The 18,011-nt window shown below is 70.7% G+C and carries 15 protein-coding genes; 1 reads left to right on the top strand and 14 read right to left on the bottom strand.

Going from position 1 to position 18,011, the window contains the following annotated elements; genetic code table 11:
- Positions 1-36: 36 nt before the first annotated feature.
- The 13 genes from DEJ00_RS13790 to DEJ00_RS13730 form a co-directional block, all read right to left on the bottom strand.
- Positions 37-1,311 (bottom strand): FtsQ-type POTRA domain-containing protein, encoded by a 1,275-nt coding sequence (locus DEJ00_RS13790; RefSeq protein WP_111057753.1) that lies wholly within the window; start codon positions 1,309-1,311, stop codon positions 37-39.
- Positions 1,308-2,729, bottom strand: coding sequence for a UDP-N-acetylmuramate--L-alanine ligase (gene murC / locus DEJ00_RS13785; protein ID WP_111057752.1), 1,422 nt, complete (start codon positions 2,727-2,729; stop codon positions 1,308-1,310). Before murC ends, DEJ00_RS13790 begins: the two co-directional genes overlap by 4 nt.
- The gene (locus DEJ00_RS13780; RefSeq protein WP_111057751.1) at positions 2,726-3,823 is read right to left on the bottom strand and encodes a glycosyltransferase; all 1,098 of its coding nucleotides are present in this window, start codon (positions 3,821-3,823) and stop codon (positions 2,726-2,728) included. Before DEJ00_RS13780 ends, murC begins: the two co-directional genes overlap by 4 nt.
- Positions 3,820-5,085, bottom strand: coding sequence for a putative lipid II flippase FtsW (gene ftsW, locus DEJ00_RS13775; RefSeq protein ID WP_111057750.1), 1,266 nt, complete (start codon positions 5,083-5,085; stop codon positions 3,820-3,822). Before ftsW ends, DEJ00_RS13780 begins: the two co-directional genes overlap by 4 nt.
- Positions 5,048-6,583 (bottom strand): UDP-N-acetylmuramoyl-L-alanine--D-glutamate ligase, encoded by a 1,536-nt coding sequence (gene murD, locus DEJ00_RS13770; protein WP_111057749.1) that lies wholly within the window; start codon positions 6,581-6,583, stop codon positions 5,048-5,050. The genes ftsW and murD overlap by 38 nt, the downstream gene beginning before the upstream one ends.
- Positions 6,584-6,587: 4 nt before the next feature.
- Positions 6,588-7,691 (bottom strand): phospho-N-acetylmuramoyl-pentapeptide-transferase, encoded by a 1,104-nt coding sequence (gene mraY / locus DEJ00_RS13765; RefSeq protein WP_111057748.1) that lies wholly within the window; start codon positions 7,689-7,691, stop codon positions 6,588-6,590.
- On the bottom strand, positions 7,688-9,163 hold the full coding sequence (gene murF, locus DEJ00_RS13760) for a UDP-N-acetylmuramoyl-tripeptide--D-alanyl-D-alanine ligase (protein ID WP_111057747.1): 1,476 nt from the start codon (positions 9,161-9,163) through the stop codon (positions 7,688-7,690). Before murF ends, mraY begins: the two co-directional genes overlap by 4 nt.
- Positions 9,160-10,806 carry a Mur ligase family protein gene (locus tag DEJ00_RS13755; RefSeq protein WP_111057746.1) on the bottom strand — a complete coding sequence of 549 codons (1,647 nt, stop codon included), beginning with the start codon at positions 10,804-10,806 and terminating at the stop codon, positions 9,160-9,162. The genes murF and DEJ00_RS13755 overlap by 4 nt, the downstream gene beginning before the upstream one ends.
- A gap of 14 nt (positions 10,807-10,820) precedes the next feature.
- Positions 10,821-12,590 (bottom strand): penicillin-binding protein 2, encoded by a 1,770-nt coding sequence (locus DEJ00_RS13750; RefSeq protein ID WP_083404250.1) that lies wholly within the window; start codon positions 12,588-12,590, stop codon positions 10,821-10,823.
- A gap of 49 nt (positions 12,591-12,639) precedes the next feature.
- Positions 12,640-13,326 carry a hypothetical protein gene (locus DEJ00_RS13745; RefSeq protein WP_111057745.1) on the bottom strand — a complete coding sequence of 229 codons (687 nt, stop codon included), beginning with the start codon at positions 13,324-13,326 and terminating at the stop codon, positions 12,640-12,642.
- Between the two features lies 1 nt (position 13,327).
- Positions 13,328-14,299: a 16S rRNA (cytosine(1402)-N(4))-methyltransferase RsmH gene (gene rsmH / locus DEJ00_RS13740; protein ID WP_111057744.1), complete on the bottom strand. Its 972-nt coding sequence runs from the start codon at positions 14,297-14,299 to the stop codon at positions 13,328-13,330.
- A 106-nt stretch (positions 14,300-14,405) separates the two neighbouring features.
- On the bottom strand, positions 14,406-14,837 hold the full coding sequence (mraZ, locus tag DEJ00_RS13735; RefSeq protein WP_017886616.1) for a division/cell wall cluster transcriptional repressor MraZ: 432 nt from the start codon (positions 14,835-14,837) through the stop codon (positions 14,406-14,408).
- A 1,001-nt stretch (positions 14,838-15,838) separates the two neighbouring features.
- Positions 15,839-16,231: a DUF3040 domain-containing protein gene (locus tag DEJ00_RS13730; protein ID WP_111057743.1), complete on the bottom strand. Its 393-nt coding sequence runs from the start codon at positions 16,229-16,231 to the stop codon at positions 15,839-15,841.
- Positions 16,232-16,327: 96 nt separating this feature from the next.
- Here DEJ00_RS13730 and DEJ00_RS13725 point away from each other — a divergent pair, with 96 nt between their 5' ends.
- On the top strand, positions 16,328-17,446 hold the full coding sequence (locus tag DEJ00_RS13725) for a polyprenyl synthetase family protein (RefSeq protein ID WP_027465241.1): 1,119 nt from the start codon (positions 16,328-16,330) through the stop codon (positions 17,444-17,446).
- Positions 17,447-17,516: 70 nt separating this feature from the next.
- On the opposite strand, the gene DEJ00_RS13720 is transcribed toward DEJ00_RS13725, so the two are convergent.
- Positions 17,517-17,873 (bottom strand): Rv2175c family DNA-binding protein, encoded by a 357-nt coding sequence (locus DEJ00_RS13720; RefSeq protein WP_173033316.1) that lies wholly within the window; start codon positions 17,871-17,873, stop codon positions 17,517-17,519.
- Positions 17,874-18,011 lie beyond the last annotated feature (138 nt).

Raw genomic sequence — 18,011 nt, 5'->3', positions numbered from 1 at the left:
CCGCCACGCCGCGTGTCGCCGATCAGGTCCGGCAATTCAGTCCTTCGCGCGGATCACGCCGTTGTCCGGTGCCGAGACGTCGTACTCGACGACGACGCCGGGGTTCCGCGCCGCGTGGTCCTTGACCAGCGCGGCGAGCAGTTGGGCCTTCGCCTCCGAGTCGTCCGGGCTCCCCCACACGACCGTCGAGCCGTCCTTGAGGGTCAGGGTGACGTCGTCGGCCGTCGACCCGGCGACGCGCGTCACCTGGGAACGGACGGTCGACGGCAGTGCCAGCACGACCTCGGTCATGGTGCGGAAGCTCGCGGAACCGAGGCGCGCCCGACCGATGTCGGCGAGCGGCATCGTGGCGGGACGCTTCGGCGACGACTGCACGACGATGCCAGCGGGGTCGACGAGGTCGAACGTGCTGCCGGACTGCACCGCGACCACCGGCGTGCGCTCGGTCACCGTGACGACGAGCGTGTGCGGCGGAGCCTCCTCGGTCACGTAGCTCTCGATGAGCGGGAAGCCGGCGACGTCCCGCTTGATCGCGTCGAAGTCGAGCCGGGCCAGGGGCGTGCCGATCTGGTCGGACAGCGCCTGGCGCAGCGCGGACTCGTCGACGCGGTTGGTGCCCTTGATCTCGATCGTGCGGAGCGCCATCAGCGGTGAGAACACCGCGACGAGGATCGAGACCCCGAGCACGAGGACGACGCTCGCCGCCGTGATCCACGCGGCGCGACGGTGCCGGCTGCGCCGGGTGAACCGGCGGACCTCGGCACGCTCGAGCAACCGGCGTCGGCGCTTCGCGATGCGTGCCTCACGCGCGGTCTCGGCAGCGCGCACCCGCGCCCCGATGGGCGCCTCGGCGTGCTGGTCGGTCCGGGAGGCACCGGTCGCGTCGAGCACGTCGGTCACGGTCGCGTCGTGGTCGGCTCCACCGCTCGTGGCGGCTCGGCGTTCCGCGTCGCGGCGGTCGGTCTCCGGGTCCCGGTGGTCCTCGTTCGGCGTGTACTCACGCAGGCGGTCCGCCACGGTGGAGAGTCCGGCGCCGAAGCGGCGTCCGGCCGCACCGGCGAAGGCGCCGACGCGGTCCCGCTGGGGACCGGAGGTGTCGACGTCGGGCTGGACCGCGGGGGTGGGGTCGACCGTCTCGTCGACCGGGGGTTCCGGGGCGGACGCGGGGCGGGCCTCCCGGTCGTCGGCGACGCGTCCGCGGAACGGGAGCCGCGGCTTCGAGGGACGACGACGCTGCCGGGGCGCTTCCGCGGCCTCGGCCGGGGCGTCCCTGCGGGCGTCCCCCTCGTCGAACCCCTCGGGTCGCTTCACCGGGACGACGCTCCGTCGGTACCCAGGGCGCCGAGCACCTGCGGGATGATCCGGTACACGTCGCCGCAGCTGAGCGTCATGATGATGTCGCCGTCACGGGCGACCGCGGCCGCGCGTGCCGCCGCCTCGTCCCAGTCGGGCAGGAACTCGACGCGCGACTGGTCGGCGAAACGCTCCTGCACCAGGGCGCCGGTCACGCCGGGCTCCGGGTCCTCGCGGGCACCGTAGACGTCGAGCACGACCGTGTGGTCGGCGAGCTCCTCGTACACCTTGGCGAAGTCACCCGCCATCAGGCGGGTGCGCGAGTACAGGTGCGGCTGGTGGATGGCGATGATGCGGCCGTCGCCGACGACGTTGCGGGCGGCCTTGAGCGCCGCGGCGACCTCGGTCGGGTGGTGGGCGTAGTCGTCGTAGACCGAGACCCCGCGCTCGACGCCGTGCAGCTCGAAGCGGCGCTGGGTGCCGCCGAACGCCTCGAGCCCGCGGATCGCGTCGGCCGGGGCGACGCCGAGACCGGTCAGGACCGCGAAGGCGCCGACGGCGTTGATCGCGTTGTGCCGGCCGGGCACGCGGAGGGTCAGGTGGTACGCCTCGCCACCGGCGCGGAAGTCGACCTCGACGCCGGCCGACTCGGTGATGCCCTCGATGCGGACGTCCGCGTCGACGGCCTCGCCGAACGTGACGATCTCGGGGGCGTCGGCGCGCTGGCGGATGCCGGCCGTGACCGTCTTCGCACCGGCGTCGTCGCTCGAGATGACGACGCGCTCGCTCGCCTTCGCGGCGAACTCGACGAAGGCCTCGGTGAAGGCCTCCTCGCTGCCGTAGTGGTCCAGGTGGTCGGCGTCGACGTTGGTGACCAGGGCCACGGCGACGTCGTAGAGCAGGAACGAGCCGTCGGACTCGTCGGCCTCGACCACGAACAGGTCACTGGACCCCGGGGCCGAACTCGTGCCGAGGGACTGGATGACGCCGCCGTTGACGAAGCTCGGGTCGAGGCCGAGCTCGACCATCGCCGTGACGATCATGCCGGTCGAGGTGGTCTTGCCGTGCGCACCGGCGACCGCGACGAGGCGGCGCTCGGCGATCAGGGCGGCGAGGGCCTGCGAGCGGTGGAGCACCGGCAGACCGCGGCGCTGCGCCTCGAGGAGCTCGGGGTTGTCGGGCCAGAGGGCGCTCGTGACGACGATGGTGTCGGCCTGGCCGACGTTCGCCGCGTCGTGACCGATGTGCACGGTCGCGCCGAGGTCGCGCATCGTGCCGGTCGTCTCCGTCTCGCGGGAGTCGCTGCCCGTCACGCGGTGCCCGGCGGCGAGGAACATCCGGGCGATCCCGCTCATGCCGGCGCCGCCGATGCCGACGAAGTGCACCGTGCCCAGGTCGTCCGGGATCGGCTGGGTCAGGTCCGGCTTGATGGTCATCGTTCCTCCGTGGTGCTGGGGGCCTGCTTCGCGGCGTCGAGGACCAGGTCGGTCATCCGGTCGGCGCCGTCGCGGTGGCCGACGCTGCCCGCCCGCACGGTCATGTCCGCGATGCGGGAGCGGTCCTGCAGGATGCTCAGCAGCTGGAACGTCACCCAGTCCTGGTCGAATTCCCCGTCGGCCACCAGGACGGCTCCCCCGGCGTCGACGACGTCCTTCGCGTTGTGGCGCTGCTCGCCGTTGCCCACCGGGTACGGCACGAGCGCGCTCGGCAGCCCGACGGCGGTCAGCTCGCACACCATGCCGGCACCCGAGCGCGACACGACGAAGTCGCTCGCCGCGTACGCCAGGTCCATCCGGTCGCAGTAGGGCAGCACGTGGTAGCCCTCGAGGTCGCTCGGGCCGATGTCCGACGCGGCACCCACGACGTGCAGGACCTGCCAGCCGGCGCCCACGATCGTGGCGGCGGACTTGTTGATCGTCCGGTTGATGCTCCGCGCACCCGAGGAGCCACCGGTCACGAGCAGCACGGGCCGCTCCGGGTCGAGCCCGAACTCGGCGAGCCCCTCGGCCCGGACGGCACGGCGGTCGAGCGACTCGATCTCGCGACGGAGCGGCATGCCGACGACGCGGCCGTGGCGCAGGCGGGTGTTCGAGAAGGTCAGGCCGACGTGCTCGGTGAGGAAGGCGGCGAGGCGGTTGGCCAGCCCGGGCTTGGCGTTCTGCTCGTGCACGACGATCGGGGTGCCGGTTCGGCGCGCGGCGATGTACGCCGGAGCGGCCGCGTAGCCACCGACGCCGAGGACCACCTCGATCTCGTGGTCGCGGATGATCTGCTCGGTTCGCTTGACCGCCGCCGCGAAGCGCTGCGGGAAGCGCAGGGCCGCGCCGTTCAGCTTCCGCGGGAACGGCAGGCGCGGGATCGTCAGCAGCTCGTAGCCGCGCATCGGGACGAGGCGGGACTCCAGGCCCTCGGCGGTACCCAGCACGAGCACCTCGGCGCCGGGCTCCCGCTCGGTCAGCCGGTCGGCGACCGCGAGCAGGGGGTTGACGTGGCCGGCGGTGCCGCCGCCGGCGAAGAGGTACTTGCTCACCGCAGTGATCCGTTCGTGGAGGTCCGGTCGAGTGGGGCGTTCGTCAGGCCGGGGTCGTTCTTGCCGGGCAGGTCACGGGCGAAGGAGAGCACGACGCCGATCGCCACCAGGGTCATGATGAGGGCCGAACCACCGGCCGAGATGAGTGGCAGGGGCACACCGAGCACGGGCAGCAGGCCGAGCACGACGGCGATGTTGATGAGCGCCTGGCCGATGATCCACGCGAGGATGCCACCGGTGACCGTCTTCACGAAGGGGTCGCGGGACTGCCGGATGATCTTGATCATGCCGACGGCGAGCACCACGAACAGGCTGAGCACCACGACGGCGCCGATCAGGCCGAGCTCCTCGCCGATGATCGCGAAGATGTAGTCGTTGTCCGCCTCGGGCAACCACGACCACTTCGCCTTCGAGTTGCCGAGGCCGACGCCGAACACGCCGCCGGACGCGAGCGCCCACATGCCGTGCACGGGCTGCCAGCAGATGTCCTGGTACTGGCTGGTGTCGGTGCACCCGGACAGCCAGGCGCTGATGCGGGTCGAGCGCGAGGCCGAGGCCATCGTCACGAAGGGCAGCATCACGGCGAACGCACCGAGGCCGACGAGCAGGTGCCGGGCACGGACGCCGCCGATGTACAGCGCGCCGAACACCAGGATGAGCATGACCATCGCGGTGCCCTGGTCACCGCCGAGGACGACGAGCCCGAGCGAGAGCATCGAGGCGATCCCGATCGGGATGAACACCTCTTTCCAGTCGTCGAGCTTGTCCCGCTTGACGTAGATGATGGCGCCGATGCCGAGCACCAGGCCGAGCTTCACGACCTCGGACGGCTGCGCGGTGAACGACCCGAGCTCGATCCAGTTCCGGTTGCCCTGGATGTCGATGCCGAGCGGGGTGAACACGAGCAGCTGCAGCACGAGCGCCGCACCGAGCAGCCGCATCGCCCACTTCCGCCAGATCCGGGTCGGGACCCGGCTGGCGATGAGCATGAGCGGCACGCCGAGCACGGCGTACAGGCCCTGACGGGACGCCGCCCCGAAGAAGTCGTGGGTCGCCGCGTACTCCTCGACGCTCGACGAGGACAGCACCATCACGACGCCGAAGACGACGAGGAACAGCGTGACGCCGAGGATCGTGTAGAAGGTGCTGGACTCCGCGACGAAGACGTTCTTGACGGCGACGATCGCGCCGTTGGTCCGTCGTGGGGTCGACGCGGTCCGGCCGTTACGGCTGTTCGGAAGATCCGTCGGTGTCGTCGCCATCGACTTCTCCTCCCAGGTGCTCGTTGACCGCGGCCGCGAAACGCTGCCCCCGGTCGGCGTAGGAGCCGAACTGGTCGAACGACGCCGCCGCCGGGGCGAGGAGGACGGTGTCGCCCGGCCTCGCGACCGATGCGGCATGCCGGACCGCCTCGCGCATGACCTGATCAGTGTCCGTCGTCTCCACCTGGAGCACCGGGACCGTGGACGCGTGTCGCGCGAATGCCTCGAGGACCGGGGTCCGGTCGGTGCCGATCACCACGACGGCGCGGACGCCGGGGCCGAAGCGCTCGACCAGACCGTCGACGTCGACGCCCTTGAACAGGCCACCGACGATCCACACGACGGTGTCGAACGACGCGAGCGACGCGGTGGCGGCGTGCGGGTTCGTGGCCTTGGAGTCGTCGACCCAGGTGATGCCGTCCGCCTGGGCCACGAGCTCGGTGCGGTGGTGGTCGGCGCGGAACGCCCGGACGGCCGACTGGATGGCGCTCGGCTGGACGGTGCCGGCACGGGCCAGTGCAGCGGCGGCCAGGACGTTCATGGTCATGTGCGGGCTGGCGAGCCCGGCGGCCTCGAGGTCGGCGATGGTGGACAGCTCGAGCGCGCTGTTGCGACGGTCCTCGTTGAAGGCCCGGTCGCACAGGACGTCCTCGACGATGCCGACGTCGCCGGGAGCGGGGACGCCGGGGGTGAAGCCGACCGCACGGCAGCCCTCCACCACGTCGGCCTCCTGCACCATCTGCCGGGTGGCGTCGTCCGAGGTGTTGTAGACGCACGCCATCACGGTGCGCTCGTAGACCTTGGCCTTCGCCGCGCGGTACGCCTCGGCGGAGCCGTGCCACTCCAGGTGGTCGTCGGCGATGTTCAGGCAGGCGCTCGCGAGCGGCACCACGGCACCGTCGCCGGACGTCGCCGCGTAGTGCAGCTGGTGGCTCGAGAGCTCGACGACGAGCACGTCGTAGCCGACCGGGTCGCGGACGACGTCGAGCACCGGCACGCCGATGTTCCCGCACGCGACGGCACGCAGGCCGCCGGCCTCGTACATCGCGGTCGTGAGCTGTGTCGTCGTGGTCTTGCCGTTCGTGCCCGTGATCGTGATCCAGGGGGCGGCGACCGGGCCGCGGACGACCTTGTCCCGCACGCGCCAGGCGAGCTCGATGTCACCCCAGACGGTGCTGTTCGTCACCGACCACCGCACGGTTGCGTTGTGCGGGGGCAGCCCCGGCGACACGATGACGACGTCGGGTGCCTGCTGCACGAGGGCGTCCGGCACGGCGTCGAGCGGGGTCTGCAGGAACCGGGCACCGATCACGTCGAGCAGCTCGACGCTGTCGGCGGGGGCGTCGGACGAGTAGACCGTCACCTCGCTGCCGAGCTCCACGAGCGTGTCGGCGACCGAGAACCCGGTGGCCCCGAGGCCGAGGACGGCGACGTTCAGCCCCTTCCACCCCTCGGAGTACCAGCTGTCGAGGGACTGGAGGCGGGACGGCGAGGACACCGGGTCAACCAACGCGTGCGATCCATTCGAGGTAGAAGAGTCCGACCCCCGCCGCGACGAAGAGCCCGGCGATGATCCAGAAGCGGACGACGACGGTCACCTCGGCCCACCCCTTCAGTTCGAAGTGGTGGTGCAGCGGACTCATCAGGAAGATGCGCTTGCCGTGGGTGATCTTGAAGTAGGCCCGCTGCAGGATGACGGAGCCGGTGACGATGAAGAACAGGCCACCGATGAGGATGAGCAGCAGCTCGGTACGGCTGAGGATCGCGAGGCCGGCGAGGGCGCCGCCGAGGCCGAGCGAACCGGTGTCACCGAGGAAGATCTGCGCCGGCGAGGTGTTGTACCAGAGGAAGCCGATGAGCCCACCGCAGACCGCGGCCGCGACCACGGCGAGGTCGAGCGGGTTCGACACGGTGTAGCAGGCGTGTGCGGTGCTCGAGTCGAGGCGGGCGCCGCCGCAGATCTGGTTCGACTGCCAGAAACCGATGATGACGTACGAGCCGATCGCCAGGATGCTCGACCCGGTGGCCAGTCCGTCGAGCCCGTCGGCCACGTTCACGCCGTTCGACGTCGACACCGTCAGCAGGACGATCCAGGCGAGGAACAACACGGTGCCGATGACGGTGCCGAGCGCCATGAAGTCGAGCCACGGCACGTCGCGGATCGCCGAGATCATCGTCGATGCCGGCGGCTTGCCGTTCGACGTCGGCACGACCAGGGCGATCGTGGCGAAGATGACGCCGACGATGACCTGACCGAGGATCTTGGCCCAGCCACCGAGCCCGAGGCTCCGCTGACGCCGCACCTTGAGGAAGTCGTCGATGAAGCCGACGAACCCGAGCCCGACCATCAGGAACAGCACGAGCAGGCCGGACAGCGTGATCGAGTCACGCCCGGCCAGGTGGCCGACGAAGTACCCGATCACCGCACCGATGATCAGGACGATGCCACCCATGGTGGCGGTCCCGCGCTTGGTGTGGTGGGACTGCGGACCGTCGTCACGGATGAACTGCCCCCACCCGAGACGGTGGAAGAGCTTGATGAAGAACGGGGTGAGCAGCAACGTGAACACCAGCGACGTGGCGCCGGCGACGAGGAGCGCGATCATTCGGTGACACCTCCGAGGCGGTCGCCGAGGAATCGCAGTTCGGCAGACTTCGAGGACTTGACGAGGACGACGTCGCCGGGGCGGAGCATCTCCTGCATGGCACGGACGGCGTCGTCGACGTCCTCGATGTACACGGACTCGCCGTCCCACGATCCCTCGAGGGTGGCGGCCTGGTGGATGGGCATCGCGCCGCGGCCGACGACCACGAGCTGTCCGATGCCGAGGCGGACGACGAGCCGACCGACGCGGTCGTGCTCCTCGACGGAGAACTCACCGAGCTCGGCCATCTCACCGAGCACGGCGACGGTCCGCTCCCCCGGGCGCACGATCTGCGCCAGGGTCCGCAGCGCTGCCGCGGTGGAGTCGGGCGACGCGTTGTAGGCATCGTTGATGACGGTGACGCCCTCGGGGCCGCCCTGGAGCAGCTCCATGCGCCAGCGCTCGGCGCGCGTCATCGACGCGAGCGCCGCGGCGCCGTCGGCGAGCGGGACGCCCCACAGGTGGGCGACGGTGAGCGCGGCGGACGCGTTCATCGCGTGGTGCTCACCCAGGATCGCGAGGCGCACGTCGACGTGATCCGGGCCTCCAGGCTGTCCTGGAGGCGCGGTGAGGGTGAAGCGGGTGCCGCTGCGGTCCGTCTCGATGCCGGTGATGCGGTAGTCGGCCTCCGCCGACGTGCCGAAGCCGACCACGCGCGCGGCCGTCAGGTCGCGCATCGACGCGACGCGGTCGTCGTCGACGTTGAGCAGGGCCGTCGCGGTCTCGGGCAGGTCGGTGACCATCTCGGACTTCGCGCGCTGCGTCGCCTCGATGCCGCCGAACTCGCCGGCGTGCGCGAGGCCCACCTTGAGGACGACGCCGAGGTCGGGCTCGGCGATCGACACGAGCTTGGCGATGTGGCCGACGCCGCTCGCGCCCATCTCCACGACCAGGTACCGGGTGTCGTACGTGATGCGGAGCATCGAGATCGGTGCGCCGACGTGGTTGTTGAACGAGCCCTCGGGCGCGACGGTCGCGCCGTGCTGCTCGAGGATCGTGCGGAGCATGTTCTTCGTGCTCGTCTTGCCGTTCGAGCCGGTGATGCCGACGACCCGCAGGGGTGCCGGGCGACCGTCGGCGTCGACGCGGTCCGCGGTGCTCATCCGGACGCGCGTGACGACCTCGTGCGCGAGCGCGGCGAGGGCCTCGTACCCGTCGGTGACGACGATCTGCGGCGCGGTCGTGTCCACGCGCTCGGGCGTGATCACCAGGGCGGCACCGGCGTCGACGGCCGCGGCCACGAAGCGTCGGCCGTCGGTGACCTCACCGGGCAGGGCGAAGAAGACACTGCCGGGGCGGACCAGGCGCGAGTCGGTCTCGACCGAGCCCTCGACGACCAGGTCGCCGGGCTCGGCGACGTCGGTCGCCTGCGCGCCGCCGATCAGCTCGCCGCCGACCGCGGTGGCGATCTCGGCGAGGGTCATGGCGATCATCGGACGTCCTCCGCCGGACCGGAGTTCGGCTCCCAGCCGGCCTCGCGCAGGGCCGCGCGGGCCTCGTCACGGGCGGAGTAGGGCGTGCGGACGCCCTGGATGTCGCGGTAGTCCTGGTGACCCGGGCCGGCCCAGAGGATCGAGTCACCCTCGCCGACCAGGCTCACGGCCGTGCGGATCGCCGCCTCGGGCGGGCTGACCTCGTGGATCTCGTGGTCCGGGTAGGCGGCACGTGCTGCGTCGACCAGGGTCTTCCGGATCGACGCGGCGTCCTCGAAGCGCGGGTGGTGGTCGGTGACGACCAGGATGTCGCTGCCGGCCGCGGCCACGCGGGCCATGTCGCCGCGCTTCGTGGTGTCGCGGTCGCCGTCGGCGCCGAACAGCATGAGGACCTTGCCGGAGGTGAACTGTCGGACCGCGGCGAGGGTGTTCTCGAACGCGTCGGCGCTGTGGCCGAAGTCGACGTAGACGCTCGGGCCGTGCTCGCCGGAGACGCGCTCGGTGCGGCCGGGCAGGTAGCACTCGATGGCGGAGACACGGTGCGGCTCGCCGTCGCGCTCGCTCGCGTCGTCCTCGTCCGGGTAGCGGCGGTGGCCCGACTCGAGCGCGTGCGCGATGGCACCGAGCTCGAACCCGCCCTCGACGAGCATCACGATCGCGAGTGCAGCGTTCGCCGCCATGTGCCAGCCGATCAGCGGCACACGGGTCGTCAGCTCGCGACCCTCGGGGCCGGTCAAGCGGAACTCGGTGTAGGCGGCGTGCGCCTCGACGATATCGACGTGCCACTCGGCCTCGACGTCGGGGTGCACCGTGATCGTGGTCACGGGGATGCGGGAGTCCTGCACCACGCGGTGGCCCCAGTCGGTGTCCAGCGAGACGACGCCGCGACGGGCGTGCTCGGGCTGGAACAGCGGGAGCTTCGCCTGGTAGTACTCCTCCATGTCGGCGTAGTCATCGAGGTGGTCGTGCGACAGGTTCGTGAAGGCTGCGACGTCGAAGACGATGCCGTCGACGCGGTGCCGGCTGAGGGCCTGGGCGCTGACCTCGACTGCGACCGCACGGACCTCGCTCTCGCGCATGCGGGCGAGGAGCGCGTGCATCTCGCTGGCCTCGGGCGTGGTCAGGCGGCTCGTCACGCTGAGCGAACCGATGTGGCGCTCCGCGGTCGAGCTCAGGCCGGTGACCAGGCCGAGCTGCTTGAGGATGCCTTCGAGGATGTACGACGTGCTCGTCTTGCCGTTCGTGCCGGTGACGGCGAACAGCTGCGGCAGGTCGGTGGCCTCGTCGGGGTGGGTGCGGTAGACCCACGCCGCGACGTCGCCGAGGGCGGCGCGGGGGTCGTCGACGACGAGCACCGGCAGCCCGGACGGCTCGACCAGTGCGACGCCGTCCTGGTCGGTCAGGACGGCGACGGCGCCGCGCTCGGCGGCCTCGGTCGCGAACTGTGCGCCGTGCCGGTTGGCACCGTGCACGCCGACGAACAGGTCACCCGGCTGCACCTCGGTGGCGCTCAGGGTGACACCGGTGGTCTCGATGCTGTCGACCGAGCCGACGACTCGCAGACCGAACGCGTTGGCGAGTTCGGAGACGGCCCTCGGGGTCGGGTGTTCGGGTCGGAGGACCGGGGGGATCCGTGCGGACAAGTGTTCCTTCTTCCTCACCACGTGGACGGGTAGAGCTTCGCCTCGGACGCGGAGGGGGCTACTCGGTACTTCTCGAGCACCTGGGACATGAGTGTGCGGAACGCCGGAGCCGCTCCGCTGGACCACTTGTTGGTCTGCGGCTTCGTGAACGTCACCGTGACAACATACTGGGGGTCTTCGGCGGGTGCCATTCCGGCCACCGACGTGATGCGCTGACCGCCGTAGCCCTGCGACCCCTCGGCCACCTCGGCGGTCCCCGTCTTCGCGGCGATGTTGTAGCCGGAGATCGGCTTCATCCCCACCAGCGTGCCACCCGTGACGACGCTCTGCAGCATGCCGGTGACCTGCGTGGCGGCGGCTGCGGAGACGACCCGCTGCTTCTGCACGTCGGGCGCGTCGATCGTCTTGCCGTCCGCCGTGGTGCAGCCCTTGACGAAGTGCAGCGGGATCCGGACACCGTCGTTCGCGATGGTCTGGAACACGCTCGCGACCTGCACCGCCGTGGTCGAGATCCCCTGGCCGAACATCGAGTTGATGTTCGTCTGCTGGTCCCAGTTCGGGGTGGTGCCGTAGTCCATCGAGGGCTGGCCCGGGTAGTCGATGGCCGTCTCCGGCTCGAACAGCCCGAACTTCTTCATGTAGTCGAAGCGCTGCTGGGATGTCAGCCGCGCGCCGAGCTCGGTGATGCCGACGTTCGACGAGTTCTGCAGGATGCCGGTCAGCGTGAGGTTCTCGGTGGCGTGGAACTCGGAGTCGTGGATCGTGCCGCCCCAGGGGAACGTGCGCGAGTACGGCACGACGGCCTGGTCGGTGGGGCTCGACTTGCCCTGGTCGAGCAGCGCGGCGGCGATGGCGGCCTTGATCGTGGAGCCCGGCTCGTACGACGCGGTCAGGGCACGGGAACCGAAGGCGCCCTTGTCGGTCGTGGCGTCGACGTCGTTCGGGTCCACCGTCGGGTAGTCGGCGACCGCCAGCAGCTCACCCGTCTTGACGCTCGTGACCGTCGCCGTCGCGGACTCCGCCTGCAGGGTCTTGGCGGCGGACGCGATGGTCTGCTGCGCCATGTACTGCAGGTCGCTGTCGATGGTCGTCTCGAGTGTGCCGCCGTCCTTGGCCTTCTTCGTGGTCACGGTGCTGCCCGGGAGCTGCACGCCGTCCTCGCCACGCTCGTAGGTCTCGGAGCCGTTGGTGCCCGCCAGGCACTGGTTGTAGGAGTACTCCAGGCCGGCCTGAGCGCCGTCGGTGCCCATGAACCCGGTGAGGTTGCCCGTGGTCGCACCCGTCGGGTACACCCGCGCCGCCTGTGGCTCCGGGTACAGCCAGGGGATGCCGAGCGCGCGCACGGCCTCGTAGTGCTGCACGTCGAGGCCCTTGACCAGGTACGCGAAGTCGGACTTCGGGTTCGCGGCGATGTTCTTCCGCATGGTCGCGACGTCACCGCCGGACGCCTTCGCCAGCGCACTCAGGGCGGTGCCGACACTGACGTCCTTGATGCGGGTGCCGCCGAGCTTGCCCTTGAAGCCCTTCACCAGGCGCGGCGAGGTCGTGATGTTGTACCGGGTGACGCTGTCGGCGAGTTCGGTGCCGTTGCGGTCCACGATCGACCCGCGGGTGCCGTAGATCGTCACGGGGATGCTGCGCTTCTGGGCCGACGCCTTGTTCAGCTCCGACGCCTGGACGACCTGGATGTCGACGAGCCGCACCACGAACACCCCGACGAGGGCGATCACGGCGAGCATCACGATGCTGTAGCGCAGGCGTCGGTTGCGGATCGTCTTCGTCACGCGGTGCGGTCCTTCCCGGGCGGTGCTGAGGGTGCGGCGGACCCGCCGGTCACCGGGTGGAGGGCGCCTGGAGCGGGTTCGCGTCGGACTCTACGGACGACTTCGCCGTCCCCTGGTCCGACGCGCTGGCGCCGCTCGTCTTCTCAGACGTCGCGGTGCCGTCCGCGGAGCTCGTGGCGCCGGACGTGTCCTTCGTGCTCGACGTGTCCGTCGTGCCGGTCTCCTTGCTGGTGGAGGTGTCCCCCGGCTTCGTGGCCAGCGGCACGTCGCTCAGCAGTGAGTTCGGCACCTGGTTCTCGGTGGACGCCGTGGCCTCGTCGGGCTTCGCCGGGGTCGGCGTGCCGTACACCCGACCGGTCTTCGGGTCGAGGTACACCGGCGTCGAGTTGGCGATCATGCCGAGCGACTGGGCGTTGCGGGCCAGGTTCTGCGGCGAGTCGAGGACCCGGAGCTGCTCGGACAGCGACTGCTGCGTGCGGGACAGGTTCGTCTGCTCGGCCGACAGCGAGTTGAGCGTGTAGGCGCCCTGGCTGAGCACCATGCTGATGCCGAGCTGGGCCAGCAGCAGGATCCCGAGCGCGGCGACGGCCACCACGGCGTACCCGATGCGGGGGCGTGCCCGGCGCTGGGCTGCGGTCGGGGTGACCTCGACCAGCTCGGGGCGGCGCTGACGGTCGGGGCGCGGGGCCCGCGACGGGACGACCGCAGGGTCGACGAGTGCGAGGTTCGTGCTCATGTCAGTTCCGGATCCGCTCGGCCGCGCGCAGGCGCACGGGGGTTGCTCGGGGGTTGGCGGCGCGTTCGGCCTCGTCGGCCAGCTCGGCGCCCTTGACGATCAGGGAGAAGGTGGGGGCGTGCTCGGGCAGCTCCACCGGCAGGCCTGCGGGGGCGCTCGACTTCGTGCGCTCCACCAGTGCCCGCTTGACGATGCGGTCCTCGAGGGACTGGTACGACTCGACGACGATCCGGCCGCCGACCGCGATGGCGTCGAGCGCCGCCGGGATCGCCCGCTCGAGCACGCTGAGTTCGGCGTTGACCTCGATGCGGAGCGCCTGGAAGACGCGCTTGGCCGGGTGCCCCTGGCGCTGGATGGCGACCGGGGTCGCGTCGTGCAGCACCTGGACCAGGTCGCCGGACATCTCGAACGGCTTCGTCGCCCGCCGCTCGACGATCGCTCGGGCGTATCGGCCGGCGAGCTTCTCCTCGCCGTAGCGCTGGAAGATGCGGCGGAGTTCGCCCTCGTCGTAGGTGGCCAGGACGTCGGCGGCGGTCTGCCCCTCGGTCCGGTCCATCCGCATGTCGAGCGGAGCGTCCTGGCTGTACGCGAACCCGCGCTCAGCCCGGTCGAGCTGCAGCGAGCTCACGCCGAGGTCGAAGAGCACACCGTCGACCTTCGTGAAGCCCTCGCCCTCGATCGCGTCGACGATGCCGTCGTACACGGTGTGCACGAGCCGGACGCGGTCACCGAAGCGGGCCAGGCGCTCCCCCGCGATGCCGAGTGCGTCGGTGTCCCGGTCGAGCCCGATGAGCGTGAGCTCCGGGAACCGCTCGAGCAGACCCTCGGAGTGGCCGCCCATGCCGAGCGTGGCGTCGACGACGACCTTGCCCGGGCCCTCGAGCGTCGGCGTGAACAGGTCGACGATGCGCTGGAGCATCACCGGCGTGTGCGGGAAGCGTGGCGTCTCGTTGTCGTTGTCGTTGTCAGCCATGTGCAGCCCCTCGTCTCCTGGGCCGTGGGTCCGGATCCCCATCCATGCGACCTGACACCGGGGAAGTGGTGTCAGGGCTTCACGGCTGGGAGTCCCGATCCGCGGATCAGAAGATCCCCGGGATCACCTCCTCGTCGTTGTCGGCGAATGCCTCTTCGGCTTCGGCGTAGTAGGCCTCCCACGCGGGGGTGGACCAGATCTCGGCACGGTCACCGCTGCCGATGACCGTGAGGTCCCGCTCGAGCCCCGCGTACTCGCGGAGGTTCTGCGGGATCGTCACGCGATTCTGCTTGTCGGGCTGTTCGGCGCTGGCCCCCGAGAGGAACAGACGCATGTAGTCCCTGGTGCGCTTCGACGTCATCGGGGCGGTCCGGATGCGCTCGTGGAGTTCCTCGAACGTCCGGGCACTGAAGACCACGACGCAACGTTCCTGGCCGCGGGTCATCACGAGCCCGCCGGACAGTTCGTCCCGGAACTTGGCGGGGAGGATCACGCGACCCTTCTCGTCGAGCTTCGGGGCATGAGTACCGAGCAGCACGTCGGGCCTCCCCTCCGCTCCACCGGACCGTTGCGAGCCCCACTTTACTCCACTCCCCTCCCCACGCCCAGGATTCCGCTCCCTTTTCGGCCCGCGACACCCCTACTGGGGGCACGCAGGCCGGAATGGACCAGGCAGCGACGACCTCCAAGGCCCGGAATCATGCGGTTCGACAGCACCGGGGATGGCGTGGAGGAAAGTGGAGGACTTTCGCAGCCGGTGGAGCACTCCGGGGCGCGCCGCGGATTCAGGGTCGGCCCCACCACGCCCGGCTTCCGGTCAGCGCGCGGTCACGACGTGCCGCCGCCACGACGGCGAGTGGTCACGAACCGTCGCTCGCGCGGGACCCAGCCGACAGTTCCCGCACCATCGGCAACCCGCACGCGGCAGGTCGTGACCACTCGCGCACGCACGCGGCGACGGTCCACCCCGGCCTGGAGGCCCGCCCCACGTCCGCCGTGTTGCCCACGCGGGCGCATGCTCGGCCCCACCACGCGCGACTGCCGGTCAGCGCGCGGTCACGACGTGCCGCCGCCGCGACGCCGAGTGGTCACGAACCGTCGCTCGCGCGGGCCCCGGCCGACAGTTCCCGCGCCATCGGCAACCCGCACGCGGCATGTCGCGACCACTCGCGCGCGCACGCACGCGGCGACGGTCCACCCCGGCCTGGAGGCCCGCCCCACCCTCGCCGCGGTGCCCACGCGGGCGCATGGTCGGCCCCGCCACGCTCGGCTTCCGGTCAGCGCGCGGTCACGACGTGCCGCCGCCGCGACGCCGAGTGGTCTTGAACCGTCGCTCGCACCGGCCTCAGCCGACAGCTCCTGCCCCCTCGGCATCCACCGCGCGGCAGGTCGTGACCACTCGCGCACGCACGAATCACCCGCCTCCCGAAACACGAAACGGGGCCGACCCGAAGGCCGACCCCGTGGAGGAGTGTGGAGGGAGTCCTGCTGACTCCTGTCAGCTACTGACTCTGGTCGTTTACTGACTCTGGTCGTTTACTAGCTCTGGTCGTTGCGCTTGTCCCAGCGCTCGTTCATCCGGTCCATGAAGGATCCACCGCCACCGCTGGACGGACGCGCGGACCCACCGGACGCGGGCTTGCCCGGCCGAGCGGGCTTCGCCTTCGGAGCACGCATGCCCGGGCGCAGCGCGAACAAGACACCGGCGAGCATCACGACGAAGCCGAGGATGCCCAGCAGCGGCGCCTTGATGACGAGGCCGACGATGACGATGGCGACCCCGGCGAGTGCGCCGAGGACCCCGAGCGTGATGGCTGTGTACGTCGGACGACCCTGTCGACGTGTGACACGAGCCACGAAATCGGAATCGTTCTGGTAGAGGCTGCGCTCCATCTCTTCGAGAAGGCGCTGCTCCTGTTCCGAGAGCGGCATCTTGGTTCCCTCTGTTCCTGGGATCGACGCGGGGTTGAAAAACGCGGGTTGAGTGGACCGATTCTATGCCTCGACCACTCCACTAGGGTAGGGATCGTGGCTGAGAGTACGCGATTAGTGGACCTCGTATCGGCGCGTATCGACCGGGCACTCGACGAGCAGCGTGAACGGCTCCTCGCGATCAGCCCCGACCTCGCGCCGTTCGACCGGTACGCACGAGACCTGTTGTCCGGCGGCAAGCGCTTCCGGGCACTGTTCTGCTACTGGGGATGGCAGTCGGTGGCCGGCCGTTCGGGCTCGTTCGACCCGCTGGCCGAAGGGTCCCGGCAGACCACGGCCGAGGCGGTCGTCACGGTCGCCGCCGCGCTCGAGGTCTTCCACGCCGCCGCCCTGGTGCACGACGACATCATGGACCGCTCGGACACCCGCCGCGGGCGTCCGGCCGCGCACCGCCGCTTCGAGTCCCTGCACGAGGAGTCCGGCTTCGTCGGCGACCGCGGGCAGTACGGCACGAACTCCGCGCTGCTCCTCGGCGACCTGCTGCTCTCGCTGAGCGACTCGGTCTTCGACGAGGGCCTCGCGCTCCTCGACCCGGTGCGGGCCCGCATCGTCCGCCAGGAGTTCCACGCGATGCGCCTCGACGTCACGGCGGGGCAGTACCTCGACGTGCACGAGGAGACCGCCTGGCCGGTCATCGACGAGTCCGAGCACCTGCTCCGCGCCCAGCGCGTCATCGTCTTCAAGTCGGCGAAGTACTCGATCGAGGCCCCGCTGGTCATCGGTGCCCTCGTCGCCGGCGCGAGCGACTCCCAGCTCGAGGGCCTCCGCGCCTTCGGACTCCCCCTCGGCGTGGCGTACCAGCTCCGCGACGACATGCTCGGGGTCTTCGGCGATCCCGAGGTCACCGGCAAGCCGGCCGGCGACGACCTGCGCGAGGGCAAGCGCACCGTCCTCATCGCCTCGGCGCGCAAGACGCTGGCGAACGGCCCACGGCAGCTCCTGGACGAGCTCCTCGGAGACCCCGACCTCGACGAGGAGCAGGTGCAGATGCTCCGCGCGACCCTCACCGAGTCGGGCGCCGTGGCCGCCGTGGAGCGGTCGATCGAGCGGCACGTCCAGCGCGCCAAGGCGGCGCTCGACGCCTCGCCGCTGACGCCGTCGGCGCGCGAGCAGCTCGCGTCGCTGGCCGACACGGTCAGCCGCCGGTCGTCCTAGACGCGAGGCCAGGACAGACAGGAGGCCCGTGGCGACACCGCCACGGGCCTCCTGTCCGTCCGGATGGCGTCTAGAGCAGCGACTGGGCGACGCGACGCACCTCGGCCTTGCGGCCGGCGCGGAGCGCCGCGATCGGCGTGGTGCCCATCGCGTCGTCGACGGTGAGCATCCAGCGCACCGCCTCGTCGTCGGTGAAGCCGTTGTCGCCGAGCACGATCAGCGTGCCGCGGAGCTCGGGCATCGGCTCCCCGTCCTCGAGGAACTCGACCGGCACGCGCAGCACACCGCCGACGCGGGCTGCCAGCAGGGTCTTCTGCTCGAAGAGTCGGTGGATCCGTCCGGGGCTCGTGCTGAACATGTCCACCAGCTCGGGGACGGTCAGCCAGCGTTCGGAGAGGGACAGGTCGTCGGCGGGTGCGGCACTCACACGCCCATGGTGCCAGAGTGACCGCCGGAGTGAATCCGCCTCGTTCGTCACATTCGTCACATCCACCCCATCTGACTCTCTGGTTGACTTGGGAATCAGGCCATGCCAGCGTTGTGGCACCTGTGAGTGCGCGCACGC

The organism is Curtobacterium sp. MCLR17_039 (assembly GCF_003234745.1).
In the GTDB taxonomy this organism is placed as follows: Bacteria; Actinomycetota; Actinomycetes; order Actinomycetales; family Microbacteriaceae; genus Curtobacterium; species Curtobacterium flaccumfaciens.
This window is presented reverse-complemented; position numbering and strand designations above follow the sequence as displayed.